General features: G+C 73.7%; 21 protein-coding genes. 13 read left to right on the forward strand and 8 right to left on the reverse strand.

The window, feature by feature from the left end; genetic code table 11:
* Positions 1 to 26 precede the first annotated feature (26 nt).
* On the reverse strand, positions 27 to 875 hold the full coding sequence (locus tag ACIP5W_RS04390) for a bifunctional methylenetetrahydrofolate dehydrogenase/methenyltetrahydrofolate cyclohydrolase (protein ID WP_401466525.1): 849 nt from the start codon (positions 873 to 875) through the stop codon (positions 27 to 29).
* 229 nt (positions 876 to 1104) lie between these two features.
* Between ACIP5W_RS04390 and ACIP5W_RS04395 the strand changes: the two genes are divergently transcribed.
* The 4 genes from ACIP5W_RS04395 to ACIP5W_RS04410 all read left to right on the forward strand — a co-directional run bounded on the left by ACIP5W_RS04395 (position 1105) and on the right by ACIP5W_RS04410 (position 4757).
* The gene (locus ACIP5W_RS04395; protein WP_401466528.1) at positions 1105 to 1932 is read left to right on the forward strand and encodes a hypothetical protein; all 828 of its coding nucleotides are present in this window, start codon (positions 1105 to 1107) and stop codon (positions 1930 to 1932) included.
* Positions 1933 to 2024: 92 nt separating this feature from the next.
* Positions 2025 to 2672 (forward strand): peptidoglycan-binding protein, encoded by a 648-nt coding sequence (locus ACIP5W_RS04400; RefSeq protein ID WP_401466531.1) that lies wholly within the window; start codon positions 2025 to 2027, stop codon positions 2670 to 2672.
* Positions 2673 to 2912: 240 nt separating this feature from the next.
* Entirely contained in the window at positions 2913 to 3518 is a 606-nt protein-coding gene (locus ACIP5W_RS04405) for a lipocalin family protein (protein ID WP_401466534.1), read from the forward strand.
* Positions 3519 to 3629: 111 nt separating this feature from the next.
* Entirely contained in the window at positions 3630 to 4757 is a 1128-nt protein-coding gene (locus tag ACIP5W_RS04410; RefSeq protein WP_401466537.1) for a ferrochelatase, read from the forward strand.
* Positions 4758 to 4832: 75 nt separating this feature from the next.
* Here ACIP5W_RS04410 and ACIP5W_RS04415 read toward each other — a convergent pair whose 3' ends face one another.
* From ACIP5W_RS04415 to ACIP5W_RS04440, 6 genes are all read right to left on the reverse strand, one after another.
* Positions 4833 to 5255 (reverse strand): transposase family protein, encoded by a 423-nt coding sequence (locus tag ACIP5W_RS04415; RefSeq protein ID WP_401466539.1) that lies wholly within the window; start codon positions 5253 to 5255, stop codon positions 4833 to 4835.
* A 215-nt stretch (positions 5256 to 5470) separates the two neighbouring features.
* Positions 5471 to 7861 carry a SpoIIE family protein phosphatase gene (locus ACIP5W_RS04420; RefSeq protein WP_401466542.1) on the reverse strand — a complete coding sequence of 797 codons (2391 nt, stop codon included), beginning with the start codon at positions 7859 to 7861 and terminating at the stop codon, positions 5471 to 5473.
* 100 nt (positions 7862 to 7961) lie between these two features.
* Positions 7962 to 8336 (reverse strand): hypothetical protein, encoded by a 375-nt coding sequence (locus ACIP5W_RS04425; RefSeq protein ID WP_401466545.1) that lies wholly within the window; start codon positions 8334 to 8336, stop codon positions 7962 to 7964.
* Between the two features lie 319 nt (positions 8337 to 8655).
* A complete protein-coding gene (locus tag ACIP5W_RS04430; RefSeq protein WP_401466548.1) occupies positions 8656 to 9579 on the reverse strand; it encodes a MurR/RpiR family transcriptional regulator in 924 nt (307 codons plus the stop codon).
* 378 nt (positions 9580 to 9957) lie between these two features.
* Positions 9958 to 11880: a phosphatase PAP2 family protein gene (locus ACIP5W_RS04435; RefSeq protein WP_401466551.1), complete on the reverse strand. Its 1923-nt coding sequence runs from the start codon at positions 11878 to 11880 to the stop codon at positions 9958 to 9960.
* Between the two features lie 295 nt (positions 11881 to 12175).
* The gene (locus ACIP5W_RS04440; RefSeq protein ID WP_401466554.1) at positions 12176 to 13084 is read right to left on the reverse strand and encodes a BadF/BadG/BcrA/BcrD ATPase family protein; all 909 of its coding nucleotides are present in this window, start codon (positions 13082 to 13084) and stop codon (positions 12176 to 12178) included.
* Between the two features lie 349 nt (positions 13085 to 13433).
* Between ACIP5W_RS04440 and ACIP5W_RS04445 the strand changes: the two genes are divergently transcribed.
* The 5 genes from ACIP5W_RS04445 (at position 13434) to ACIP5W_RS04465 (ending at position 19941) form a co-directional block, all read left to right on the forward strand.
* Positions 13434 to 14567 (forward strand): ROK family protein, encoded by a 1134-nt coding sequence (locus tag ACIP5W_RS04445; protein ID WP_401466557.1) that lies wholly within the window; start codon positions 13434 to 13436, stop codon positions 14565 to 14567.
* Positions 14568 to 14837: 270 nt separating this feature from the next.
* Entirely contained in the window at positions 14838 to 16169 is a 1332-nt protein-coding gene (locus ACIP5W_RS04450) for an ABC transporter substrate-binding protein (protein ID WP_401466560.1), read from the forward strand.
* 46 nt (positions 16170 to 16215) lie between these two features.
* A complete protein-coding gene (locus ACIP5W_RS04455; protein WP_401466563.1) occupies positions 16216 to 17193 on the forward strand; it encodes a carbohydrate ABC transporter permease in 978 nt (325 codons plus the stop codon).
* 33 nt (positions 17194 to 17226) lie between these two features.
* Positions 17227 to 18108: a carbohydrate ABC transporter permease gene (locus ACIP5W_RS04460; protein ID WP_401466566.1), complete on the forward strand. Its 882-nt coding sequence runs from the start codon at positions 17227 to 17229 to the stop codon at positions 18106 to 18108.
* Positions 18109 to 18114: 6 nt separating this feature from the next.
* On the forward strand, positions 18115 to 19941 hold the full coding sequence (locus ACIP5W_RS04465; protein ID WP_401466569.1) for a hypothetical protein: 1827 nt from the start codon (positions 18115 to 18117) through the stop codon (positions 19939 to 19941).
* A 79-nt stretch (positions 19942 to 20020) separates the two neighbouring features.
* Here ACIP5W_RS04465 and ACIP5W_RS04470 read toward each other — a convergent pair whose 3' ends face one another.
* Complete coding sequence (locus ACIP5W_RS04470) at positions 20021 to 20701, reverse strand: nucleoside/nucleotide kinase family protein (protein WP_401466572.1); 681 nt, start codon at positions 20699 to 20701, stop codon at positions 20021 to 20023.
* 68 nt (positions 20702 to 20769) lie between these two features.
* Here ACIP5W_RS04470 and ACIP5W_RS04475 point away from each other — a divergent pair, with 68 nt between their 5' ends.
* The 4 genes from ACIP5W_RS04475 (at position 20770) to ACIP5W_RS04490 (ending at position 26035) form a co-directional block, all read left to right on the forward strand.
* Positions 20770 to 21165: a nuclear transport factor 2 family protein gene (locus tag ACIP5W_RS04475; RefSeq protein WP_401466575.1), complete on the forward strand. Its 396-nt coding sequence runs from the start codon at positions 20770 to 20772 to the stop codon at positions 21163 to 21165.
* Between the two features lie 109 nt (positions 21166 to 21274).
* A complete protein-coding gene (locus tag ACIP5W_RS04480; protein ID WP_401466578.1) occupies positions 21275 to 22033 on the forward strand; it encodes an HAD family hydrolase in 759 nt (252 codons plus the stop codon).
* Positions 22030 to 24384, forward strand: coding sequence for a glycoside hydrolase family 65 protein (locus ACIP5W_RS04485; RefSeq protein ID WP_401466581.1), 2355 nt, complete (start codon positions 22030 to 22032; stop codon positions 24382 to 24384). The genes ACIP5W_RS04480 and ACIP5W_RS04485 overlap by 4 nt, the downstream gene beginning before the upstream one ends.
* Positions 24385 to 24538: 154 nt before the next feature.
* Complete coding sequence (locus ACIP5W_RS04490; RefSeq protein WP_401466584.1) at positions 24539 to 26035, forward strand: hypothetical protein; 1497 nt, start codon at positions 24539 to 24541, stop codon at positions 26033 to 26035.
* Positions 26036 to 26290: the final 255 nt, after the last annotated feature.

Consider the following 26290-nt stretch of genomic DNA (forward strand, 5'->3'; position numbering starts at 1 on the left):
CGAGTGCAGTCGCCTGGGTGGCGCCGTCAGAACCGTTCGGCCGCCTCGACCACGTTGGTCAGCAGCATCGCCCGCGTCATCGGGCCGACCCCGCCGACCGACGGCGCGAACGACCCCGCGACACCGCTCACGTCCGGGTGGACGTCACCGAGGATGCCCTCGACGGTGCGGGTGAGACCGACGGACAGCACGGTGGCGCCCGGCTTGATCCAGTCCGGCGTCACCATGTGCGCGACACCGGCCGCCGCGACGACCACGTCCGCCACGCGCGCGTGCGCGGCGACGTCCTGGGTGGCCTCGTGGCACAGGGTCACGGTGGCGTGCTCGGAGCTGCGGGTCAGCATCAGGCCCAGCGGCCGGCCCACCGTCACCCCGCAGCCGATGACGCAGAACTGCTGGCCGGTGATGGCCACGTGGTTGCGGCGCAGCAGGTCGATGATGCCGCGCGGGGTGCAGGGCAGCGGCGCCGGTATGCCGAGCACCAGCCGGCCCAGGTTGGCCGGGTGCAGACCGTCGGCGTCCTTCACCGGGTCGATCAGCTCCAGCACGGCGTGCGTGTCGATGTGGGCGGGCAGCGGGAGCTGCACGATGAACCCGGTGCACGCCGGGTCGGCGTTCAGCCGCAGCACCGCCGCCTCCACGTCGGCCTGCGAGGCGGTGGCGGGCAGCTCGACGCGGATCGACGCGATGCCGACCTGGGCGCAGTCGCGGTGCTTGCCGCCGACGTAGGAGCGGCTGCCCGGATCGTCGCCGACGAGGATCGTGCCGAGCCCCGGGGTGATGCCGCGCTCCTTCAACGCCTGCACGCGCAGGGCGAGTTCGTTCTTGATGTCGGCCGCGGCGGCCTTGCCGTCCAGGAGTGTTGCGGTGGTCACGAAAGTCGCGAGCCCTTCAGGAGTACCGAAGACGTACAGCGGAGACGACGGGGGGAGACGACGCTGTCCCGGACCGGTTCACACGATCCGACACCCGACCCCGTCATCGTACGTCCCGCCCGCACCGGGCCCGCCCCGGCGAGGACGCCCGCCGCCGGGCCCCGGACGGACCCTCCCCAGGCCCCCGACGTACGCTGCCCGCACCGCCCGCACCGCCGAGGAGTCCCGCATGTCCGCCGTCCGCCGCCGTCTCCTCTACGTCACCGACCTCGCCTACGAGGCCCGCGGGCGCCGTTACGGCGACGAGGACGTCTTCCTCACCTCCCGGCTGCGCGCCCACTTCGACCTCGCCCTGTGCCACCCCCTGGAGGCGGCCGCGCTGATGGACGCCTTCGACGCCGTCGTCGTCCGCAACAGCGGCCCCGTCCTCGGCCACCGCGAGGAGTACGACGCCTTCCGCGAGCGGGCGCTGAGCGCCGGCACCCGCGTCTACAACCCGCTCACGGGCCGCGCCGACATGGCCGGCAAGCAGTACCTCCTCGACCTGAGCGCCGCCGGTTTCCCGGTGATCCCCACCGTCGACCGCCCCGAGGACCTGCACCTGCTGCCCGAGTCCGACCGCTACGTGGTCAAGCCCAAGCTGGGCGCCGACTCCATAGGCCTGCGGATCGTCGCCCCCGACGCCCTGCCGGCCCTCGCCGACGGCGCCACCCTCGTCCAGCCGTGCGTCGACTTCGCCCACGAGATCTCCTTCTACTTCGTCGACGACGACTTCCAGTACGCCCTGTACGCCCCGCACCCCGACCGGCGCTGGCAGCTGGAGCCGTACGACGCCTCCGCGCGGGACCTGGAGTTCGCCCGCCGCTTCGTCGACTGGAACGGCCTTCCGCACGGCATCCAGCGCGTCGACGCCTGCCGCGCCCCGGACGGCGAGCTGCTGCTGGTCGAGCTGGAGGACCTCAACCCGTACCTCTCCCTGGACGTTCTGGACGACAGGACACGGGACGCCTTCGTCGTCGCCGTGACCCGTTCCCTGCACGGCTTCCTCGCCGGCTGAACCCCGCCGACCCCGCGCCCGTATCTCTCCCCGGGAACGCGGGGAGACCGGTACGGAACCCGGTACGGAGCCCGGTACGGAGGGAGAGCAGCGTGCCGACAGCGGACGAGCCCGGAAGGCCGCACGAGCGCCCGGTCCTGGAACCCGTACGGGTCCTCAGACCGCGCAACACCGACGCCCTCGCGGAGCTGTTCCGCGAGCTCACCGAGCTCGCCCAGGACGCCCAGGACACCGAGGACACCGAGGATTACGACAGCGTCCCCCTGCCGGCCGACGAACGGACCCAGGAACTCCCGCCGGTGCCGGCCGCGAAGCCGCCCGCCGCCCGCGGCCCCCGACCGCGCCGGGCCGCCGTCGCCGCGGCCGCCGTGCTCACGGCGGCGCTCGTCGGGTTCGGCTGCGCCCTCCTGCTGCCGGACGACGGCCGGGAGACCGCCGCCCGGACCCTCCCGGGCGCCGCCACACCCGTCACCACCGTGCCCGTCACCACCGCGCCCCCGGCCGACCCCGACGGCCCCGGCACCCTCCGCGAGGGCGCCACCGGCCCCGAGGTCACCGACCTCCAGCAGCGCCTGCGGCGCATCCCGAACGTCTACGACGACGGCGCCACCGACGGCCGCTACGACACCGTCCTCACCGAGGCCGTGGCCCGCTTCCAGCTCTGGTACGGCATCCGCGGCGACGAGAGCGGCGTCTACGGCGACGACACCCGCCGCGACCTGGAGTCGCGCACCGGCTGACACGCCCTGTGCCGCCGGGACCGTGCCGGGCCCGGCCTCGGCGAGAACGCTCGGAACTTCTGACGGAACACTGCGACTCGCCTCGGAACGCCGGTGTCCGACGGGTTGTCGGCCCGGATGCGGGAAGGGGCGAGCGGCCGCCGCGGGGCGTGCCGGCATGGGTTGCCTCGAAAACGGTGAATCCGAAACGACTCCCGGCGGCGAACACAGCGTGTCGTCGTTCTCGACCGAGGAGTAAGCATGCCCGTTCGCCGTCCTGCTCGCCGTGCAGCAGTCGTCCTCGCCTGTTCCGCGCTGTCCCTGACCGCGACCGCCACCGCGACCGCCACCGCCGCCCCTGCCTCCGTGGACCGTCAGGTCGACGCCGTCGACCTGACGCGGTACGCGGGAGCCTGGTATCAGGTGGCCGCAGTGCCCCAGCTGTTCGAGATCCAGTGCAAGAAGAACGTGAAGGCCCTGTACACCCCGCAGGCCGACGGCAGCGTCGGGGTCCGCAACACCTGCACCACCTGGTGGGGATCGACCAGCGCGGTGAACGGTGGCGCGCGCCCGCTCGACGCCTCCAACACGCGCCTGAACGTCTCGTTCGTGCCCCGGCCCGGCGGCGGATTCCTGAACGGCAAGGACGCCAACTACGTGATCGTGGGACTTGCCGCGGACTACACGTGGGCAGCGGTGACCAACGACGACCGCTCCGCGGGGTTCCTCCTCTCCCGCACGCCGGCGCTGGGGGCCGCGGACACGGCCGCGGCGGTGCAGGCCTTCACCGCCGCCGGTGCCGATGCCTGTGAGCTGCGCCTGACGCGTCAGGACGGCGGCGTCCAGCGCCCCGAACCGCTCTGCTGACCACCGTCCACCCCCGGGGTGGATGCCCTGACCACGGCAGGCATCCGCCCCGGTGCGCACCGTCCGTCGCGCCGTCCCGACCGTCAGAACCCTGCAGAAAGCACCTGTCACATGTCCGATCTGCGTGATCCAGCGCCCTACGACGCCCTTCTGCTGCTCTCCTTCGGCGGTCCCGAAGGACCCGACGACGTGCTCCCGTTCCTCCAGAACGTGACCCGTGGCCGCGGCATTCCCACGGAGCGTCTCGAGGAGGTGGGGCAGCACTACTTCCTCTTCGGTGGCGTGAGCCCCATCAACGACCAGAACCGGGCGCTCCTGGACGCGCTGCGCAAGGACTTCGCGGACCACGCCCTCGACCTGCCGGTGTACTGGGGCAACCGCAACTGGGCCCCGTACCTGACCGACACCCTGCGCGAGATGACCGAGGCCGGACACCGGCGCGTCGCGGTCTTCGTGACCAGCGCCTACGCCTCGTACTCCGGCTGCCGCCAGTACCGCGAGAACCTGGCCGACGCGATCGCCGTCCTGGAGTCCGAGGGACTGCGCCCGCCGCGGGTGGACAAGTTGCGCCACTACTTCAACCACCCGGGCTTCGTCCGCCCGATGACCGAGGGCGTCCTCGCGTCGCTGGCGGAGCTGCCCGAGGAGGCCAGGGCCGGGGCGCACCTGGCGTTCACCACCCACTCCGTCCCCACCTCCGCGGCCGACTCCTCGGGGCCCGAGGACGAGCACGGCGACGGCGGCGCCTACGTCCGCCAGCACCTGGAGGTGGCCCGTCTCGTCGCCGACGCCGTCCGCGACGAGACCGGGGTCGAGCACCCCTGGCAGCTCGTCTACCAGTCCCGCAGCGGCGCCCCCCACATCCCGTGGCTGGAGCCGGACATCTGCGACCACCTGGAGGAGCTGCACCGGGCCGGTGCGCCGGCGGCGGTCATGGTCCCGATCGGCTTCGTGTCGGACCACATGGAGATCCTCTACGACCTCGACACCGAGGCCACCGCCAAGGCCGCCGAACTGGGACTGCCGGTGCGCCGCTCCGCCACCGTCGGGGCCGACCCCCGCTTCGCCGCCGCCGTCCGTGACCTCCTGCTGGAGCGGGCCGCCGCCGAACGCGGCATCGATGCCGAGCGCTGCGTCCTCGGTTCCCTCGGCGCGAGTCACGACCGCTGCCCGGTCGGCTGCTGCCCCGCGAGGGTCTCCCGGCCCGCAGCCGCCGGGGCCGACAGTCCTCGGGGCTGAGACGCGGCGCATCGACCCGGGTCCGTTCCCCGTACCGGTCCGGGGCGTTCTTCCCGAACCTGCGGTGCGGTGGTGTCACCGCCCGGCCACCGGTCCGGGCACCCACTCCTCGGTGGCCGGCATCAGCGGGGTTCCCGGCCGCAGGCCCGTCGGCCAGAAGCCCGACCAGCCCCGACCGGCGGGCGCGGGTGGTGTCCGCAGAGTTTCCGGGACGGGCCGACCGCCCCGGATCTCGGTGCCGTCGACGATGCCGGTCGTCCCGCTCGCGCCGGGACGGTCGACGACCTCGGCCGGAGAGCGCAGCCGCACGTCGGTGGTGACGGTGCGGCCTCGCTCGGCGCGCAGGGGCCGTACCTCACCGATGGTCCGGGTGAGGGTGGAGCGGTCCACTCCGAACCAGCAGGCCGGCACGGCATGGGGGACCCCGTGACGAGGAGGGGTGAGCGTGGCCGAGGGCCGGTCGACGAACACCGGTCGGTGCTTCGCACCGGCGCCCACGGCCCGCCTCCGCGGTCGGGGACAGCCCTCGCCCGGTGACGCTCATGCAGCAACGGTCCGATCCCGCCGACGGGACCGGCGATCACTTCCACTTCGGTGGTCGGACCCGTGATCCGCCGATTGCCGATGATCACCGCACGCGTCGGGTTCCCCACCACCCGGCGATGACCAACCGTCCAGGCTCGACGTCCCCCCGCCCACCGTGCACCGGCTCGTCAGGGCTGTTCGTTCTCGCCGGGCACCTGGATGTCCAGCACGCACACGTCGTCCCGCCGCTCCGGCTCCAGCAGCGCCCCGAGCAGCCGGTCCAGCGGGGCCGAGCCGCCCCCGCCCGGCAGCACGGCGGCGCGGGCCAGCCGCTCCAGGCCGCGGTCGATGCACTCCGAGGGCTGCTCGACCAGGCCGTCGGTGTACAGCACCAGGCGGTCGCCGGGCGCGAGGCGGCACTCGGACTCCTCGTAGCGCGCGGTGTCGGCCGCGCCGAGCAGCATCCCGAAGGGCCGGTCGAGGTAGCGGGCCTTGCCGTCCCGCACCAGCAGGGGCGGCGGATGGCCCGCCTGCGCCCAGACCAGCCGCCGTTCGCGGGGGTTGTAGCGGGCCAGGACCATGGTCGCCGTGCCCTGCGGATCGCGGGAGTGCAGCAGCAGGGCGTTGAGCCGGGCGAGCGCGCCGGTCAGCGACGAGCCGGTGATGACCATGCCCTTGGCGGTGAAGCGCAGCAGGGCCATCGCGGCGACCGCGTCGACGCCGTGCCCGGCCACGTCGCCCACCACGAACAGGGCGTCGCCGTCGGGCAGTTCGATGGCGCTGAACCAGTCGCCGCCGACGTTGAGGCCCGACTGGGCGGGCAGGTACGCGATGTCGACCCGCAGTCCCGAGAGCCGTACGGGCTGCTTCGGCAGCGGGAGCAGCGCGTCCTGGAGCCGGGCCGCCATCGTGCGTTCGGCCTGGAGCACGCCGCGCTGGGTGAGGACGGCCCGTTCGCTGGCGACGAGGGCGAGTTCGGCGCTGCGCTGTGCGGTGATGTCCTGGACGAAACCGTGGACCTCGACCGGGGTGCCCCGGTCGTCCGGCACGGCCTCGGCGACGACCCGCAGGTGCCGTGCCCCGTCGCGGGTGGCGATCCGGAACGGCACGTCGCACGGCAGGCCCTCCAGCACCAGGTCCGTGACGGCGCGGGCCACCGCGGGCATGTCCGCGGGCAGCGCCAGGCTCGGCAGCTGGGCCAGCGGCACGGCGCCCTGCGCGGGGTCGCGGCCGAGGATGGCGAAGACCTGTGAGGACCAGTTCACCTCGTCGGTGGCCAGGTGCCAGTTGGCCCAGCCGAGGTTGCCGAGCCGCTGCACGTCCGCGAGGCGCTGTTCCTGCCGGTCCGAGGGGGCGTGCCGGATCCAGTTGAGGACCAGCCCGTCGCCCAGCCGCGCCACCCGCGCCGAGTAGGTGGCCAGCTCGCCGACCCCGGCCACGACGTGCTGCCGGGCGAACGGCTCGCTCTCGTACGGCCGTCCGGAGGCCAGGGTGTCCAGGCAGCCCTGCCACAGGGGTTCCCCGGCCGTCCCCGGCCAGCACTCCCGAAAGCGCAGACCGAGCAGTTCCCGGCCGCGGCGGCCGACGGTGTCCGAGGTGTCCGCGGTGGCGGCGTCGATGCGGAAGTCCTCGACGTCCCCGGCCGGGGAGCGCAGCGGGGTGAGCAGTACCGAGGTGCCCGGGAGCCGGTCGAACACGGTCCGCACCGCGTCCGCGTCCGCGCCGATCGCGGGGTTCTGCCGGATGCCGAACATCCGCAGTGGACCCGCGCACAGCCGGGCGGCGGCGAGCAGGTGCTGACGGGCGTCGGGGGCGAACGGCTCCGTGCGGCGCCGGAGTACGCCGATGGCGACGTCGGCGGGCCGTCCCGCGTCGGTCACGGGCAGCCAGGCGCGGGTCGGCCACCGCTCGGCGGGTTCCCCGATCAGCCGGTAGCGCCACCGGTCCGCCTGCGCGTTCTCCAGCCAGCACGCCTCACCGGAGTCGAGGACGTCCAGCGCGGCGATCCCGCTCAGCGGCGGCACCCGGCGCCACTGCTCGGCGAGGACGTCGTCCACGCCCGCGTGCCCGATGAGTTCGAGTCCGCCGACCGGCAGCCGCGTGAAGATCATCACGGCCTCGGCCCCGATGCCCGACGGGAGGTGGTCGAGCAGGCAGCGGGCGAGGTCCTGCGGTCCGCCGACCCGGACCAGCGCCCGGGCGAAACGGGCCAGGGCCTCGCCGTCGGGTTCCGCGCCGGGCGGCGCGGGCGACGGCGGCCGGTCGGTGACGTCGTCGGCCCGGGGCTGCCGCACGGCCGTGCGGTCGGACGGGGCCAGGCCCCCGAGCGTGATCCAGCACTCCTCGAGCAGGGTCCGCCGGGCGTCCTTGGCCCGCTGCTGAAGCTCCTCGTGGGCGGCGTCCAGGGAGCAGCCGGTGCGGGCCATGAGGGCGCCCTTGGCGCGTTCCAGCACCACCGAGGTCGCGGCCGTCTCCTGGAGCCGGTCGAGCTCGGCGCGCTGGCGCGCCACGACCTTGGCCAGGGCGGCCAGATCGGGTACGGCACCGGCCTCGGAGGGCCGGGCGGCTTCGCTCGTCACGTCTTGAGCATCGCATACCGGCCGGGGGCCGAGCACGGTCTTCCGATATCGCTCCCGCCAGCGGTGATGCCGGGCGGAGCGGGGAAGCGGAAGATGCCGTTCAGCGTCCGGAGCCGCTCTCCACGAGCGCGTCGGAGACGGCCCGGACACTGCGGGCGATGTGCTGGAGCTGCATCGCCTCGGCGGCGTACAGCTTGATCGTGTGTTCGATGACGGACTCGGGCAGGCCGAGGCGCGGCAGGTCGGCGCGGGCGGTCTGGAGCGCGGTGCGGGCCACCCGGATCTCGTGCTGGACCTGGATCTGCGCATGGCGGGCGAGCAGCACCGGGTGGCGCAGCAGCGCGGGGTAGCTCGCGTAGCGCGCGGGTACCAGCTCGCGCAGCCACTTGGCGGCGGAGCGTTCCCAGTCGTAGCTGCCGGGGGTCTTGACCTGGCACGGCCAGTCCGGGCTGATGCGCGTCGTCGTCACAGGCATGGTGATCGCTTCCGGGTGTGTGTCGTCGTGACGGGTGGTCCGACGGTTCTGGGCGGCCCCGGCCCAGGGGATGGCCGGGGCCGCCGCGGGAGCTCGCTCCGGCGAGGCCCCGGGCACCCGGGGCGCCGGCGTGGGTAGGGGACGGCGGCTTCGGGTGCTCGTTCTGGTGCCCTTGGCGGGCGGGTGCGGCCGTGAGCAGTATTTATATATGCCGTCTGCTTTGCAAGACGTATGAAAACATTCATGCGCGATTTGTTCGCAATGATCCGCAGGCGATTCCGAGGGGCGGGGGGTGGGGGAGCCGGCGGCCGGCGCCGGGTCATTCCCGCAGGAAGAACTGGTGCTGCTCGGCGATCTGCTCGTACTCCTCGAGCCGCGCCTGGGTCCGTTCCGGACCGGCGTCCGTCATGGCCTGGAGCAGCGCCGCGGCCATCACGCCGGGGGCGGCGTAGGAGTCGAACACCAGCCGGGAGCCGGTCCCGGTGGCGAACGTGACGTCGGCCTCGTCGGCCACCGGACCCAGCGCCAGGTCGGTGACCAGCGCGACCTTGAGGCCGGCGCTGCGCGCGACCCGCACCGCGGTCAGCGTCTCCTGCGCGTGCCGGGGCATCGAGAACGCCAGCACCCACGTCCCGCCCGCCTCCCGGGACTGCAGCAGGGCGTCGTACGCGACGCTGCCGCCCCGGGTCACCAGCCGTACGTCCGGGTGGATGCGGCGGGCCGCGTAGGCGAAGTACTCCGCCAGCGAGACCGAGATGCGCAGGCCCAGGATGGTCAGCGGGGTGGAGGCCGACAGCTGCCGGCCCACGTCGATGACCCGGTCCGGGTCGGCGAAGTCGCGGCGCAGGTTCTCCAGGTTCTCCAGCTCCGCGTCGACCGCCGCCTGGAGTTCGTTGCTCCGGTTCTCCTCGGCCGCCGCCGGGCCGCCCGAGAGCGTGCCGAGCGCGATCGACTGGAGCCGCTCCCGCAGCGCCGGATAACCGCTGAAGCCGACCGCCGCCGCGAACCGGGTCACCGAGGGCTGGCTGACCCCGACCCGCTCGGCGAGGTCGGTGATCGACAGGAACGCCGCCTCGGTGAGGTGCTCGATCAGGTACTGGGCGATGCGCCGCTGCCCCGGGGACAGATGGGGCCCGTCGAAAAGCGCCCTGAGCCGGGAGGTCGCGGACACCTCCGCCTCCGGATCGGTCTTGCCCGAGGTGATCGTGGTCGCCTGTGCGCGTGCCTGCTGAGGCGATGGCACCGGTCCTCCTCCGTGTTCTCCCACGAAGCTCAACATAGCTCACGGACCGTGCCCGGCCGGGTGCGCGAGAGGCGGGACCGGGGCCGGGGAGCGGGCGGCAGGTCGGAGGGAGGCGGCCCGCGGCACGGGGCGGGACGCGCGGGCGGGCCGGAGGGGTCCGGAGGAGGGAAGCGAGGAGGTGCGGGCGAAGGGGTGCGGGGGATGCGGGCGAAGGTGTGCGGGGGAGGGGAGCGGGGGCGTGCGGCGGGAGGGCCCGGCGGGACGGGAGCGGCGGCGTGCGGGCGGGAGCGGTCCGCAGATGCAGGTGCAGATGCAGGTGCAGGCGCGCACGGGCACGGACGCCGGCCCGTCGGCGGACCGCTCCCGCCCGTCAGGGCGTCAGCGCCGCTCGATGCGCACGGACAGACCGTCCGCCGTGTACACCGGCACGGCCCGCAGCCGGTCGGAGCCCGAGCTCAGCTCGACCCGGTCGAAGCGGCCGCGCAGCGCCGGGGCGCCGATCACGCGGACGGTACTGCCCACGGCCGGGGGGTGTTCCTCGTCCAGGCGCAGCGACAGCACGCTGTCCGCGCCCAGCACGACCCGGCGCGTCACGGTCAGGACCGCCTTGTGCCGGCCGGCGCGCAGGGTCGGCTCCAGCGTGCCGGACTCCTGGGCGAACAGGCCGTGCACCTGGACCGGTTCGTCGACGCGGAGGGTCCCGCCCAGCACCCGGACGTCACCGTGGCCCAGTGCGTGCGCCGACGCCGACACCAGCACGCCGTCCCGCACGACGGTCCCGCCGGTGTACCGGTTGCGGCCGGTCAGGGTGAGCGTGCCGGTGCCCCCCTTCGTCAGACCGCCCCGGCCGCCGATGTCGTTGCGCCAGGCGTCGGCCGCCTGGAAGCCGCCCGCCGACGCGTCCGGCGCGACCGTCACGTCCGTGTCGAAGGAGCCGTAGCCGTCCGCGGCGGTGAACAGGTCGAGACGGCCCCACTGTTCGAAGCCGTCCAGCAGGACGTACCCGGCGGGCAGCGCCGTCGTACGCAGCACCTCGCGGCGCTGGGCCGCGGTCAGGTACGGCAGCCGGGTCTCCAGCAGCACCTCCGCACCCTTGGGCACGGTGAGCGGCTCGTCGCGCCCCTCGCGGGTGAGCACGTACGTCAACCGGTCCCGCACGGCACGGTGGTTGGCGCTCCGGTCGGCGTAGCGGTCGCCGGCGTCGGAGTGCGCGTGGGCGTACAGGGTGTCGGCCGTGGTGCCGGTCTGCCGGGTGAAGTAGGCCAGGGCCTGCGCCCGCGCGGCCTTCTTCAGCTCGGCGTTGGCGGGGTCGGCCAGTGCGGCGGCGGCGAGGGCGGTGGCCATGACGCGCCCGCCGATGACGTCGACGGTGGAGTGCATGCCGGAGACGATCCGGGTGTGGCTCAGCTCGAAGGCGCGCGTGACGAGCTCCTGGAACCGTTCGGGCACCGCGTACGCGAAGGCCAGCGCGGCCAGGTGGAAGGCGTTGGTGTGCCCGCTGGGGAAGCCGCCGTCGTCGACGGGGGAGGTGCTGCGCTGCCGCAGCAGCTGGGTGACGACGACCACCTCCGAGTCGTAGACCGGGTAGCCGAGGGCGTCGGTGCGGCCGGTGTCGACGACCTCGCTGTCCTCGTTCATGCGCCACGGACGCGGGTACTGGAAGGCGTACTTGCCGGGGTTGCCGGAGGCGAACGGGCCGCGCACGGTGTCGACGAGCCTGGCCACCTGACCGAGGTCGGAGGTGTGCGACCCGGCGCCGAGCGCGGAACCGGGCGGGGCGTCGGCGGGAACGGCGTCGCTGACCGTGGCCGGGGGAGTGGTGTCGGGGGCGGTGGTGATCGAGGTGACCGCCCTGGCGCCCGCGCGGTAGAGGTCGGCGAGCGGGCCCAGGGCGCCGATCATCGCGTAGCTCTGGTGCTGGCGGTCGTGGACGAACGCCTCCCTGGCCTGCGCCTCCGTGCGGGCGGCGGTGACGCGGGCGCAGTAGCGCATGTTGGCGCGCAGCACGTCGGGCCGCAGCGCGGTGCCGGTGTCCCAGGCCGCACCCGTCTTCCAGACCTGCGCCATGCCGCCGAGGACCCGCACCACGGCGTTGGTCTCGGGCGTGAGGTTCGCCATGACGTTGCTCCGGTAGTCGTCGACGAACGCCGGTGCGGCCGTGGCGGCCTTGGCGTCGGCGGCGGCGAGCCAGGAGACCAGGGTGGGGGCGGCGAGCAGCGCGGCGGAGCCGCCCAGCGACGCCTTGAGGAAGCCGCGTCGGTTCACGGCGGACGGCGTGCGGGGCCCGGCGGTTGACGGCATGGAGGTGCCTCTCTGGGATGGTTCGGCCGTGCGGCCGGGGAGGTCGAGGGATCGGGTGCGGCTCTGAGCGGTGGTGTCGAGCCGTGAGCCGGTCGGTGCGTACGTGCGAAGATCTACGGCCGTGTCGTGTCCCGTCGGCGAGGCTCCGGCGACCACGGCATGTCTCACGGGTGAACGCGCCGCCGGTGTCCCGGGGCGTGAGCGGGCGGGCGGGGTGAGGAGGGGGCGCAGCGGGAGGCCGGGGAGACGGGGCCGCTGCGAGGGCTGCGGCGACCGCCGGATCACGGACACCCCGTCACGGCAGGCCTCGGGCCAGCGCGATCGCCCCCTGCACGGGCGGTACCCGCAGCGCTCTCGCCCGCGCCTTCGGCAGGGCCGTCGCGAGTGCCGTGGTGAACGCCTCGAACAGCGCCGGTTGCGCGAGCACGGTGCCGCCCGCGACCACGACGTCGTCCACGACGACCCCGCGGGCGGCGAGCCGGGCGACCAGTGCGGCGAGCGCCCCGCCGGCCCCGGTGATCACGGTGCGGGCGAGCGGGGAGCCGTCGGCGGCGGCCGCGAAAACGGCGGGGGCGTGCCGGCCCCACTCGGCGGAGAGGTCGGCGGCGGCCTCCAGGGCCGCGCCGAGCGCCGGCACCTCCGGCACCCCGACCGAGTCGAGCAGCCCGCGCGCGAGGCGTTCGGGGCGCTCCCCGCGGTCGTGGGCGGCCCACACGGCGCGGGCCGCCTCCCGCACCAGACCGGCGGCGCCGCCCTCGTCGCCGAGGACCGCGCCCCAGCCGCCCACCTGGACGGCGGTGCCGTCGGGCAGCCGGCCCACGGCCACCGAGCCGGTGCCGGCGACCAGGCCGACGCCCTTGTCGAGTCCGGCGGCGGGGACGAGGAGTTCGGCGTCGCCGACGACCCGTGCGGGCACGCCGAGGAGGGTGCTGACGGCGGCGCCGATCGCGGCGCCCTGGCGGGGGGTCTCGCACGCGTGGGCGCCGACGGCGAGGGCGGACGGGCGGGCGCCGGCCGGCAGTGCGCCGCGCACCAGCGCGGCCAGCCAGTCGGCGGCGGCGGCCGGGTCGTGCGGCCGCCAGCCGCCGCTGGTGCGGACGTGGTCGGCGACGAGGTCGCCGCCCGCGAGCGCGCGGAGATGCGTCTTGGTGCCGCCCACGTCGATGCCGACCAGCAGGGGGCACGCGGGAGGGGATTCCTGCACGGATCCTCTTTCGTCGTTGCGCTGGGCTGCGACGGCGGGCGAACCGTGTCCTGGGGACAGGAGAAAAGCAGGAGAAGGGAAAGGTGGCGAAGCCCCGGGACGGGCCTCTGGCGGAGCACGGCAGGCGAGTACCGTGATGTTCGTTAGGAAGTTAACTAACGAAGTACAGTGCGTCAAGAGTCGTCGCGCGCTCGGGTCCGGGCGCGTTCCGGCCGGGCCGGGAGTGCGTGACGCCGGCCCTTCCGCGGCCGTGTTCCGCGGGGCCGATCACAGGGATGATCGCCTTCGTGAGCGCGGCCCGTGACCTGAGTGGCCCGTGACCTTGAGTGGGGGAACCGTGGAACACGTCGTGGCAAGAGCCCCCCGCCTGACCGAGAGCGCGGGCGCGGTGTTCGCCGTGCTGGCCGAGGCGGGCAGCGCCACCCGGCCGCAGCTCGCGACCATGGCGGGCCTGTCCAAGCCGACGGTGTCCTCGGCCGTCGCCGAGCTGGAGGGCGTCCGCCTCGCGGCCCACTCCGGCACCTCCTCCGGCGGTACGGGCCGCTCGGCGGCCGTCTACCGGCTCGGTCCGGCCGCCGGGGCCGTACTCGCCGTGGATCTCGGCCCGGCCCTGACCCGGGTGCGCGGCTGCGCCCTGGACGGCACGCTGCTCGCCGAGGCCACCGGCCCGCGGGCGGGCGCCGCCGACGTCGTACGGGAGGCGCTCGACGCGCTGCCGGCGGACGCCCCGCTGCGCACGATCGTCGTCGCCGTGGGTGATGTCACCGCGCCCGGGGAGCGGGGCGGCGGTGTGCGCCCGGCGACCGCCAAGGCCGGTCCGGTCTTCGACGCCGTGGCCGTGGCGCTGCCGCCGGGAGTGCCGGTCCACCTGGAGAACAACGTGAACTGCGCCGCGCTGGCGGAGCTGCACGAGGGTGCGGCGCGGGGCCGGCACACCTTCGGCTACCTGCGGATCGGCGTCGGCATCGGCCTCGGCATCGTGGTGGGCGGACGGGTGCTGCGCGGGGCGAACGGGGCCGCCGGAGAGCTGGCCCGGCTGCCCTATCCCTGGGCCGACGGCCGCGAGCCGCGGCACGAGGCCCTGGAGGAGTACATGGGCGCCCGCGCCCTGCTGCGGCGCGCCGCCGGGGTCTGGCGCGAGGACGACGGGCCGTGCCCGCGCACCACGGACCGGCTGCTCGCCCTGGCGGCGAAGGGCAGCGCCCCGGCCCGCGCCGTCCTGGACCGGCACGCCGTGGACGTGGGGCGGCTCGCCGCCGCCGTGATCGCCGTACTGGACCCGGGGCTGGTCGTGCTCGGCGGCAGCACCGGCGCCGACCCGCTGCTGCTCCCCGGTGTGCGGGCCGAGGTGGAGCGGCTGAGCTGGCCCACCGAGGTGGTCAGCAGCACCGTCGGTGACCTGGGCACCGTCGTCGGCGCGGCCCGGCTCGCGGTGGCCCGGGGAGTCCAAACCGTGACCGAGGCGGCGCGGACGAAGGATTGACGGCCTCCGACTCGGTCTGCCAATGTCCGGACAAGCGCTTTCTAAGCCGGCCGGGACGCCGGCTTGGGGCAGGCGTCCCGCCCGTACCCGAGGTACGGCAGCCGCACGAGGGCGTGCTCGTGTGACGACGGCCATGGCAGCCGGGGATCCTCACCCGTCAGGATGGCGCGGCCGGGCGAGGCCGCTCCACCGGAAGGCGTCATTCCGAGCAGCATGCCCGTGCCGCATCGACCGGCCGGGACATCCATCACGCACCTCAGGGAGGACCCGGTGGGTCACCAGATCTCGCGCAGAACCCTCTTCCGCACCGCGAGCGGTCTCGCCGTCGCCGGCGCGCTCGGCAGCTCGCTCGCGGCCTGTTCCGGCGGCACCGGGGCCGGCAGCACCACCAGCAAGCTGACCATGACCTGGTGGGGCAGCGACGAGCGGCACGCGGCCTACAAGAAAGCGCTTGCTGCATTCCAGAAGGCCAACCCGAAGATCAAGATCCAGGAGACCTACTCCGGGTACGACGGGTACTTCGACAAGTTCAACACCAACGTCGCCGGCGGCAGCGCGCCCGACCTCATGCAGATGGACACCGCGCTGGTCGCCCAGTACGCCCGCAAGGGGGTCCTCGCCCCCCTCGACGAGTACGTCGGCAAGGACCTGGACCTCACCGGCTTCTCCAAGACGCTCCTGGCCAACGGCACCGTCGACGGCAAGCTCTACGGCGTCCCGTCCGGCATCGGCGTCAACCAGCTCACCGTCAACCGCAGCGGCCTGGAGGCGCTCGGTCTGGAGCTGCCGGACCGCGAGTGGACCTGGGCCGACCTCAGGTCGATCGCCCAGCAGGTCCACAAGAAGAGCGGCGGCAAGACCTACGGCGTCGACGACGGCGGCGGCAGCACCCTCCAGTGCTTCGAGATCTTCGCCCGGGAGAAGGGCCAGACCTTCTTCTCCGAGGACGGCAAGAAGATCGGCTTCACCGCCGACACCCTCCAGGAGTGGTGGGAGTACTGGGCCGAGATGCGCAAGCTGAACGCCTGCCCGCCGCCGGCCGTCACCTCCGCCGCGCACAACGACCTCACCAAGAACGCGGTCGTCATCGGCAAGGCCCTGTTCACCTTCGACTCCGGCGTCTACGGCGCGGGCGGCTCGATCACCGACGCGCAGCTGGACTTCCTGCCCACCCCGCGAGGCGACTGGTCGGGAGCGCGCGAGGGCAACTTCGTCAACGGCGGTGTGCTGCTGAGCGCCACGAAGAAGAGCAAGCGGGTGGCCGACTCCGTCAAGATCATCTCGTTCATCGCGCAGGACGACGCCGCGATCAAGGACTTCCAGCTGCTGCGCGGCATCCCGCCGACCGACAAGGCCCGCAACCTGATCTCCGCCGGCCTGTCCGAGACGGACAAGCTGAACATGGCCAACGCCGACTACATCTCCCAGCGGGTGGCGAAGGCGACCGACGCGCTGCCCAACCCGGTGCCCCCGCCGCAGGGCGCCGACCAGGTCTGGGACCTGCTGTTCCAGTCCAACCTCGCCGTCGCCTTCGGCAAGAAGTCGATCAAGGCGCAGTCCAGCCAGTTCTTCGACCAGGCGGCAGGCGTCCTGTCCGCGTAACCCGCACCGCACGCAGGAAGACCGGGAGAGGGTCAGGGAGATGAGTATGACCACCGCGAAGTCCGACGAGGTCGTGAAGGAGACGCCGGTCCCGGCGACCCCTTCCGGCCAGCGGGAACGCGAACGGATGCGACGCCGCCTCGCCAGAAAACGAGGCGGGGGCTGGTGGCCCTACGTCTTCCTGGCCCCCTGGTTCGTCGGCCTGTTCGGCCTGACGATCTACCCGATGCTCGACTCGCTGTACCTGTCCTTCACCGACTTCGACCTGCTGACGCCGCCGCAGTGGGCCGGCACCGGCAACTACGAGCGGATGTTCACCGACGACCCGGTCTTCTGGGACACGGTGCACGCCACCCTCCTCTACGTCGTGGTGTCGGTCCCGCTGAAGCTCGCCCTGGCGCTCGGGGTGGCGATGCTCCTCAACCGGGACCTGAAGGGCATCGGCCTGTACCGGGCCGCCTTCTACCTGCCCTCGCTGCTCGGCGGTGCGGTGGCCGTGGCCATCGTGTGGCGCCAGGTCTTCGGCGGCGACGGCCTGTTCAACGACTTCCTCGGCTGGTTCGGCATCGAGGGCCAGGACTGGATCTCCAGCCCCGACACCGCGATCTACACGCTGATCCTGCTCGCCGTCTGGCAGTTCGGCACCCCGATGGTCATCTTCCTCGCCGGCCTCAAGCAGTTGCCGAAGGACGTCTACGAGGCGGCCGCGATCGACGGCGTCGGACCCGCCACCCGCTTCTTCAGGATCACCCTGCCGCTGCTGACCCCGATCGTCTTCTTCAACGTCGTCCTCCAGATCATCGACGCGTTCAAGACGTTCACCCCCGCCTTCGTCATCAGCAACGGCAGCGGCGGACCCCTCAACTCGACGATGCTGTACTCCCTCTACCTGTACAAGAAGGGCTTCACGGACCTCCAGATGGGATACGCCTCGGCCCTGGCCTGGGTGCTGTTCCTGGTCATCGCAGGCTTCACGGCGGTCAACTTCATCGCCGGCCGTTACTGGGTCCACTACGACGACTGACGCCCGGCGTCCGAGCGAGGAGTCCTTCCCACCATGTCCGTCACCACCACCCCCGCAGCCTCGCCGCTGAAGAAGCTGCGCTCGGCCACCGGCGCCCGCCGGATCTTCCTCCACACCCTGCTCATCGGCGTCGCGGTCGTCATGCTGTACCCGCTGCTGTGGATGCTCAGCAGCTCGATCAAGCCCGACACCGAGATCTTCACCCACCCCGGGCTGATCCCGAACGAGCTGAACCCGCAGAACTACGCCGACGGCTGGAGCGGGTCCGGCAACTCCTTCTCCCTCTACATCACCAACTCGCTGATCGTCACGATCGGCGCGGTGATCGGCAACGTGGTCTCCTGCTCGCTGGCCGCCTACGCCTTCGCGCGCTTCGAGTTCCGCGGCAAGAAGATCTGGTTCGGCCTGATGCTCGGCACGCTGATGCTGCCCACCCAGGCCGTCCTCATCCCGCAGTACACGATCTTCTACAACCTGACCTGGATCAACACCTACCTGCCGCTGATCGTCCCGAAGTTCCTCGCGGTGGACGCCTTCTTCATCTTCCTGATGGTCCAGTTCATCCGCTCCATCCCCCGTGAACTCGACCACGCGGCCATGATGGACGGCGCCAACCCCTGGCAGATCTACTGGAAGATCATCCTGCCGCTGATGAAGCCCGCCCTGGTCACCACCACCATCTTCACCTTCATCTGGACCTACGACGACTTCCTGCACCAGCTCGTCTACCTCCAGCAGAACGACAAGTTCACCGTCCCCCTCGGCCTGACCCTCTTCCTGGACCAGACCAGCGGCTCCTCCTACGGCGCCATGTTCGCCATGTCGACCCTCGCCCTCCTGCCGACGCTCATCTGCTTCCTCATCTTCCAGAAGCGGCTGGTCGAAGGCCTGGCGACCTCCGGCATGAAGGGCTGAGCCGACATGCACCTCCCGCACCAGCGCGGCCCGCTGCACGATCTCCCGGACACCCCCGAGGCCTACGACGCCGTCCTCGCCGACGTCACCGAGCAGGCCCTGGCCCGGCTGACGCCCGAGGGCAGCCTCGAACACCCCGACTGCGTCGACGACATCGGCGACACCTCCCTCGGCGTCACCTCCCTGCTGGCCCTGGCCTGGCAGCGCTCCGGGGACCCGCGCCTGCCGGAGGCCGTGCGCCGCAGCGTCCGCTTCCATCTGCGCGAGCGGGTCTACCGCCGGGACAACCCCGGCTACCCGAACCTGAGGATCCGCGACTCCGGCCTGCCCTACGCCCGTTACACCCTCGCACCGGGCGCGCACCCCGTCGGGGACTGGCCGAGCACGGTCTGGGCGCTGCTCCAGGCGGTGAACGTGACCGAGGCGGCGGCCGGCCTGCTCGACGACGGACTCCGCCACGAGCTGCTCCAGGTCGCGCACGGCTACTGGCGCTGGCTGACCGAGGCGACCTTCTTCAACCCGCAGGAGGCCGCCAACCAGGCCATCGGCTGCGTCGTCGGCGGTCTCATGCTGGCCCGGCAACTACCGCAACCCGACGGGGAGTCGGTGCGCGCCCGGGCCATGAGCCTGTACGAGCAGGAGATCCGCGCCCACCGGGTGCGCGACCGCGGTGCCCTCCTGCCCCCCGAGCACGGCGGCGCCTACGACAACAACTACGGCCCGATCTCGCTGTCCTTCCTCGCCCAGGCCCACCGGGTCAGTGGCGAGGAGGTGTTCGCCCGCGACGGCGACGCGCTCGCCCGCTACCTCGACGCCCGGCTGACCAACGGCGGCTTCGACAACGGCGGCCCCCGATACAGCGAGCAGCACTCCGGCTTCGAGTCGGTCCTCGGCCTGCGCTACTTCGGCCACCGGATCGGCTCCGACCTCGGCCGCTACCGGGGCGACACCCGCTGGGGCCGGCACGCGGTGAAGACCGACGGCGGCGTCGACGGTCACTTCGCGTGGATGCTGGTATGGCAGATCCAGGACACCACCCGCTGGCACCGCGGGCCCGCCGTGGGCACCGCACGCCACCAACTGCGCGCCGGCACGGTCTCGGTGGCCTTCGACGACCGGATGACCCCCTCCCTCGTCGAGGCGGGCGGCACCTACTGGCTGCCCGCCGCCGTCGCCCGGCAGCACGGCTTCGGCCCCGTCACCGACGGCTTCCTGCTGTGCCGCCCGATGGGCGAGGTCCGGGTCCGCGACGTCCGCGCCGGGGGCCTGACGGCCAAGCTGGTCACCAAGCCGGTCGTCGGCCGCGACCACGTCCTGCGGTACGTCCGCTCCCTGTACGTCACCGACGGCACCCTGCTGTGGACGACGGTGGCCGTCGAACGCCTCGACGGCACGCCGTACCTGCTGGCCGGCCTGCCGTACGCCGAGGACGACGGCGACCGGGTGCGGCGCACGGCACGCGGCGAGGTCGCCTCGGCCGGCCCCCTGCGCCTGACGCACCCGCGGGCCGAGGGCCCGGAACACTTCGACGCCCGGGGCGAACTCACTCAGGAACAGGCCGCGTTCGCCCTCGCCGCCGACCCGCGTGGCTACGGCAACCCGGACGAGGGCTGGCGGCACCTGGTCGACTCGACGGCCCTGGAGGCCGGCCCCGTCCCGGACACCCCCGAGGACCTGCACGTCTTCGCCGTGCGGTACGGCTCGTCCGACCCGCTGACGGTGTCCGCCACCCGGGACGGGTCGGGCCTGGTCATCCGCACCGCCGCCTTCACGGCCGTCCTCGGCGGTGACGACGCCCACGGAGAACCGGAGCTGACCCTGAGCGCGCTCTGAGCGTGCGGCCCGGCCGGCCGCCGGCCGGGCCGCACGGCGCCGTACGTCCCGCGCGGCCCCCCGGCGGGGGCCCGCCCGTTCAGCCGGCGGGGTCCGCTCCCGCTCCGGGGCCGTCCTGCCGCCCCGTGGCGTCCCGCACGACCAGATCCGCGCGGTCGCGCGTGGCCGCCACCAGGTCGGCGTTGTGCCGGTCCGGGCCCCGGACCCAGGCGACCGCCTCCTCGTGGGACTTGCCGAACTCCTCGTGACGGGCGACCAGTCGGCGGACGCGTTCCTCCTCGTCGACCTCGCAGAACCACACCGCGTCCAGCTCGGAGCGCACGCGCGCCCACGCGCCCGTGCCCAGCAGCAGGTAGTTGCCCTCCGTCACCACGAGACGGGTGCCCGGCGACACCGGCACGGCGCCCGCGACCGGCTGCTCCAGGACCCGCTCGAAGCCGGGCGCGTACACGACGTCGTCGCCGTCCGCCTCCTCCCGCAGCCGGCGCAGCAGGGCCGCGTACCCGGCCGCGTCGAACGTGTCGGGCGCCCCCTTGCGGTCGCGGCGGCCGAGCCGGTCCAGTTCGGCGTCGGCCAGGTGGAAGCCGTCCATCGGCACGTGCGCCGCCCAGGGCTCCCCGGTGCCGTTCAGCTCCCGCACCAGGCGCTTCGCGAGCGTCGTCTTGCCCGAGCCCGGAGCGCCGGCGATGCCGAGGATCGCGCGCCGCCCCGGCCGGGTGAGCGCACGCGCGCGGGGCAGCAGGTCGTCATGGGTGAGCACACAGCACAGTGTCGCAGCCCGGCAGGGAACCCGGAGGGGCCGGGCGGGGACAAGGAGCGGGACGGAACATGCCGGAGGACGAGAGGCGGATCCGCGCGCTGATCACGCGCTGGGCCGACGCGGTCCACCGTGGCGACCTGGAGGCCGTGCTCGCCGACCACGCCGAGGACCTCCGGCTGTACCACGTGACCCCGCCCGACGACGGCATCCGCGGACTCGCCGCCCACCGGGCGCTGTGGCCGCCGTTCTTCGCCCGGCAGGTCCGGGGCGCGCTGTTCGAGATCGACGTCCTCGACGTCACCGCCGACCCGGAGGTCGCCTTCGCGCACACCCTGCTGCGCTGCGGCACCCCCGGGGAACTGGCCGAACGGCCCACCCTGCGGCTGCGGCTGACGTTCGGTCTGCGCAAGCTGCGCGGCCGCTGGGTGATCGCCCACGAGCACCACTCGTTCCCGCACGACTGACCCCAGGTGTGACCGCACGGCCACCGCACGGCCACATGCACGGCCGCGCGCACCACCATGTGGCGCGCGCCACCCGGTGAGGAGCCCGCGGAAGGGGAACGGGACCTGTATGACGACGACGCTCGGTCTTCCGGACACGATCCAGGCCTGCCTCTTCGACCTCGACGGGGTCGTCACGCGGACGGCCGTGGTGCACGCGGCGGCCTGGAAGGAGATGTTCGACGCGTTCCTGCGCGAACGCGACGGCCCGGACCACCGGCCGTTCGACCCCCACGACTACGACGAGTTCGTCGACGGCCGCCCGCGCGCGGACGGCGTCCGCACCTTCCTCGCCTCCCGCGGCATCCACCTGCCCGAGGGCTCCCCTGACGACCCGCCGGACGCGGCGACGGTCCACGGCCTCGGCAACCGCAAGAACGAGCTGCTCCTGGCGAAGATCCGCACCGACGGCGTCGAGGCCTACGAGAGCACCCTCGGCTATCTGCGGGCCGCCCGCGCGCGGGGCCTGCGCACGGCGGTCGTCTCCTCCAGCGCCAACACCCGTGACGTGCTGCGCTCGATCGGCGCCGAGGACCTCTTCGAGGTGCGCGTCGACGGCGTGGTCGCCGCCGAGCGGGGACTGCCGGGCAAGCCGCACCCCGACACCTTCCTCGCCGCCGCCCGCGAACTCGGCGTCGCACCGGAGCGGGCCGCCGTCTTCGAGGACGCGCTGGCCGGCATGGACGCGGGCCGCGCCGGGCACTTCGGGTACGTGGTGGGCGTCGACCGGGTGGGGCAGAGCGACGCCCTGTACGCCCACGGCGCGGACGTCGTCGTGAAGGACCTGGCCGACCTGGCCGCACCGGGGGAACTGGGGGAACACGAGTGATCGCCGACCGGCCCTACGCCGTCGAGCCCTGGCGGGTGCGCGAGACGCACCTCGACCTCGACGCCCTCGCCCGGAGCGAGTCGGTGTTCGCCCTGTCCAACGGGCACGTCGGCTGGCGCGGCAACCTCGACGAGGGCGAACCCCACGGCCTGCCCGGCACCTACCTCAACGGCGTGCACGAACTGCACCCCCTGCCCTACGCCGAGGCGGGGTACGGCTATCCGGAGTCCGGCCAGACCGTGATCAACGTCACCAACGGCAAGATCCTGCGGCTGCTGGTCGACGACGAGCCGTTCGACCTGCGCTACGGCCGGCTCGTCTCCCACGAACGCGTCCTCGACCTGCGCCGGGGCGTCCTGGAACGCACCTGCGAATGGACCTCGCCGGCCGGCTCGACGGTCCGGGTGCGCTCCACCCGGCTGGTCTCCCTCAGCCAGCGCGCCGTCGCCGCCGTCGCCTACGAGGTGGAGGCCGTCGACAGCCGCTGCCGCGTCGTCGTCCAGTCCGAACTCGTCGCCAACGAGAGCCTGCCCGAGCCCACCGCCGACCCGCGGGCCGCGCGGGCGCTGAAGTCGCCGCTGGAACCGGAGGAGGACGTCGCCGTCGGCCGCCGGCTGCGGCTGGTGCACCGCACCCGGCGCAGCGGACTGCGCGTCGCCGTCGCCGCAGACCACACCATCACCGGCCCCGGGAGCACGACCACCAGCAGCGAGAGCAACGTGGACGTCTCCCGTCTCACCGTCACCTCCGTGCTGGAGCCCGGCGAGACGCTCCGGGTGGAGAAACTGGTCGCGCACGGCTGGTCCGGCGCCCGCTCCCGGCCCGCGATGAGCGACCAGGTGGAGGCGGCGCTCGCGGCGGCCGGACACAGCGGCTGGCAGGGCCTCCTCGACGAACAGCGGGACTACCTCGACGACTTCTGGGCCCGCGCCGACGTGGAGGTCGACGGCGACGAGGAGATCCAGCAGGCCGTCCGCTTCGCCCTCTTCCACGTCCTGCAGGCCGGCGCCCGCGCCGAGCGGCGCGCCATCCCCGCCAAGGGCCTCACCGGCTCCGGCTACGACGGCCACGCCTTCTGGGACACCGAGACCTTCGTCCTGCCCGTCCTCACCTACACCGCGCCCGACGCCGTCGCCGAGGCCCTGCGCTGGCGGCAGTCCACCCTGGACGCCGCCCGCGAGCGGGCCGCCCAGCTCGGACTGGGCGGCGCCGCGTTCCCCTGGCGCACCATCGAGGGTTCGGAAGGATCGGCGTACTGGCCTGCCGGCACCGCCGCCTTCCACGTCAACGCCGACATCGCCGACGCCGTCGTCCGGTACGTCGCGGCGACCGGGGACACCGCGTTCGAGCGGGACACCGGCGTCGAACTGCTGGTGGAGACCGCCCGCCTGTGGCGCTCCCTCGGCCACCACGACGCGCACGGCGTCTTCCACATCGACGGCGTCACCGGCCCCGACGAGTACAGCGCGGTCGCCGACGACAACACGTACACCAACCTCATGGCGCGGGCGAACCTCCTGGCCGCCGCCGGCGCCGTCGAGCGCCACCCGGAGGCGGCGGCCCGGCTCGGCGTCGACGAGGAGGAGTCCGCGGCCTGGCGGGACGCCGCCGCGGCCGTGCACATCCCCTACAACGACGAACTCGGCGTCCACGAACAGCACGCCGGGTTCACCCGCTACCAGCGCTGGGACTTCGACGGCACGCGCCCCGACCAGTACCCCCTGCTGCTGCACTTCCCTTACTTCGACCTCTACCGCAAACAGGTCGTCAAGCAGGCCGACCTGGTGCTGGCGATGTACACCTGCGGCGACTTCTTCGACGCGGAGCAGATCGCCCGCAACTTCGCCTACTACGAGCCGCTCACCGTCCGCGACTCCTCCCTCTCGGCCTGCTGCCAGGCCGTCATAGCCGCCCAGGCGGGCCATCTGGAACTGGCCTACGCCTACACGGCCGAGGCCGCCCTCATGGACCTGGCCGACCTGGAGCAGAACACGAGCGACGGACTGCACATCGCCTCGCTGGCCGGCACCTGGATGGCACTGGTCGCCGGGTTCGGCGGGCTGCGCCGGGACGGCGACCGGACCCTGTACTTCTCGCCCCGGCTGCCGGAGGCGTTCAGCCGCCTGGCCTTCTCCCTCCAGTTCCTCGGCCGCCGCCTGCACGTGGAGATAGGCCCCGAGAAGGCCACGTACACCCTGCTGTCCGGGCCGCCGCTGACGATCGACCACCACGGCACGCCGGTCCACCTCAACGGCGACGGACCCGCGGTGCGGCCCGTCCCGCCCGCCCCCGCACGCCCGGCCCCCGAGCAGCCGCGGCACCGCCGCCCGCACGTCCGCCAGGTCCGGTAGATCCGTCAGATCCGTCAGATCTGGTAGATCCGGTGGGTCCGGCGGCTGCGCGCTGTGCGCGCACCTGGCCGTACATCCCCTGCGTGCCCGCCCCTCCCGCGTTAGTTTGGCCATGTTTTTCCGGTTACGGGCAACCGACGGGCAAGGGATGGACATGGCCGACGGCAGGAACGCCACGCTCGTCGGCGCGCGACGGGGCGCGCCGACGGGCGTGCCCGGCGCGTCCTGGCGGGCGCACGGCTCCGGGCCGCTCGCGGCCGTCGCCGCGGCCTTCACCGTCGCCCAACTGGTCCTCGTCGGGCCGGGCCTGGGCCTCGGCTGGGACGAGACGGTGTACGTCAGCCAGATCTCCGCCCAGGCCCCGCCCGCCTTCTTCAGCGCGCCGCGCGCCCGCGGCGTCTCCCTGCTGGTCGCGCCGGTGACGTCCTGGTCGACCTCGACCGGACTGCTGCGCGGCTACCTCGCCGTGCTGTCCGGGCTCGGGCTCTACCTGGCCCTGCGGGTCTGGCGCCCCTTCTTCCCGCCCCGCGTCCTGGCCGGCGCGGGCGCCCTCTTCGCGTCCCTGTGGGTGACGCTGTTCTACGGCCCTGCGGCCATGCCCAACCACTGGGTCGCGATCGGCGCCCTCGCCTGCGTCGGCTGCTTCCTGCGGGCCCGCGCCGACCACGCCGACCGGGCGGCCCTGTGGGGCGTCGCGGCGGGCGCCGCCCTCATGGCCTGGATGCGTCCCACCGACGCCGTCTGGACCACCCTCCCGCTGCTCGTCCTGCTGATCCCGGCCCGCAGCGGCCGCCTGGCCCTCGCCCTCCTCGCGGGCCTCGCCACCGGCGGCGGCCAGTGGATCGCCGAGGCCCAGCTCAGCCACGGCGGTCTCGCACAACGGCTCTCCGAGGCCTCCCGCATCCAGGGCGGCCTCGGCTGGCACGTCGCCGTCGACGACCAGCTGCGCAGCCTCGTCGGCCGGACCCTGTGCCGCCCCTGCACCGGCTCCATGCCCGACCCGGTGATCGTCGCCTGGTGGTGCCTGCTGCCCCTGGCGGCCGCCGCCGGTCTCGCCGTCGCGGCCAGGGCCCGCCGCACCACGCCGACGCTGCTGCCGCTGGCCTGCGCCGCGACCGCCGCCGTGCCGTACCTCTTCCTGATCGGCTACGCCGCCCCGCGCTTCCTGCTGCCCGTGTACGCGCTGCTCGCCGTCCCGGTCGCCGACGCGCTGTCCCACCTGGTCACCGCGCGGGACGGCCGAGTGCGCCCGGTCGCCGCCGGACTCCTCGCGCTCGCCCTCGCCGGACATCTGGCGGTGCAGTACGTCGTCCTGGACCGGGCCGTGGACCGGATCGCCGCCGACCGCCGCGACTGGACCCGCACCGCCGCCGACCTGCACCGGTTCGGGGTACGCCCGCCCTGTCTGGTCACCGGCACGGAGGCCATCCCGGTCGCCTACTACGCCGGCTGCTCCTCGGCCAACCCGCGCGGCCACAACGCCAACACCACCGAGGCGGACATCGCGCGCACCGCCGACCGGGTCCCCACCGCCGCCCTCTCCCCGCCCGGCGGCCCACCGCCGCCGTACGCCCGCGGCTGGCGGACCCGTCCGTCCGCCGGACTCGACCTGCACCTCGCGCCCTCGCCGCCGGGCGGCCGGACACGATGACCGCCGCGCGCGGCGGACCGGCGGCGGACGGCCTCGCCACGCGGGCGGGACGGGCGTGGGGCACACCGTCCCGCCGCCGCGTCGGGGACGGTCACCCCGGGTGCGCGAGTGGCGACCGCCCCACCGTCCGGTCTTCCGGGAGGGACGCACGGGTGACGTCCGCGTCCGCCCGTGCGGTGGCCATGTGCCACGGTTGGGGCGCGTGCGACGGGATACGCGGACGGGGACAGAGCAGCCGGAACAGCCCCGGGAGGC

Origin of the sequence: Streptomyces sp. NPDC088766 (assembly GCF_044750845.1) — a bacterium.
GTDB lineage: Bacteria > Actinomycetota > Actinomycetes > Streptomycetales > Streptomycetaceae > Streptomyces.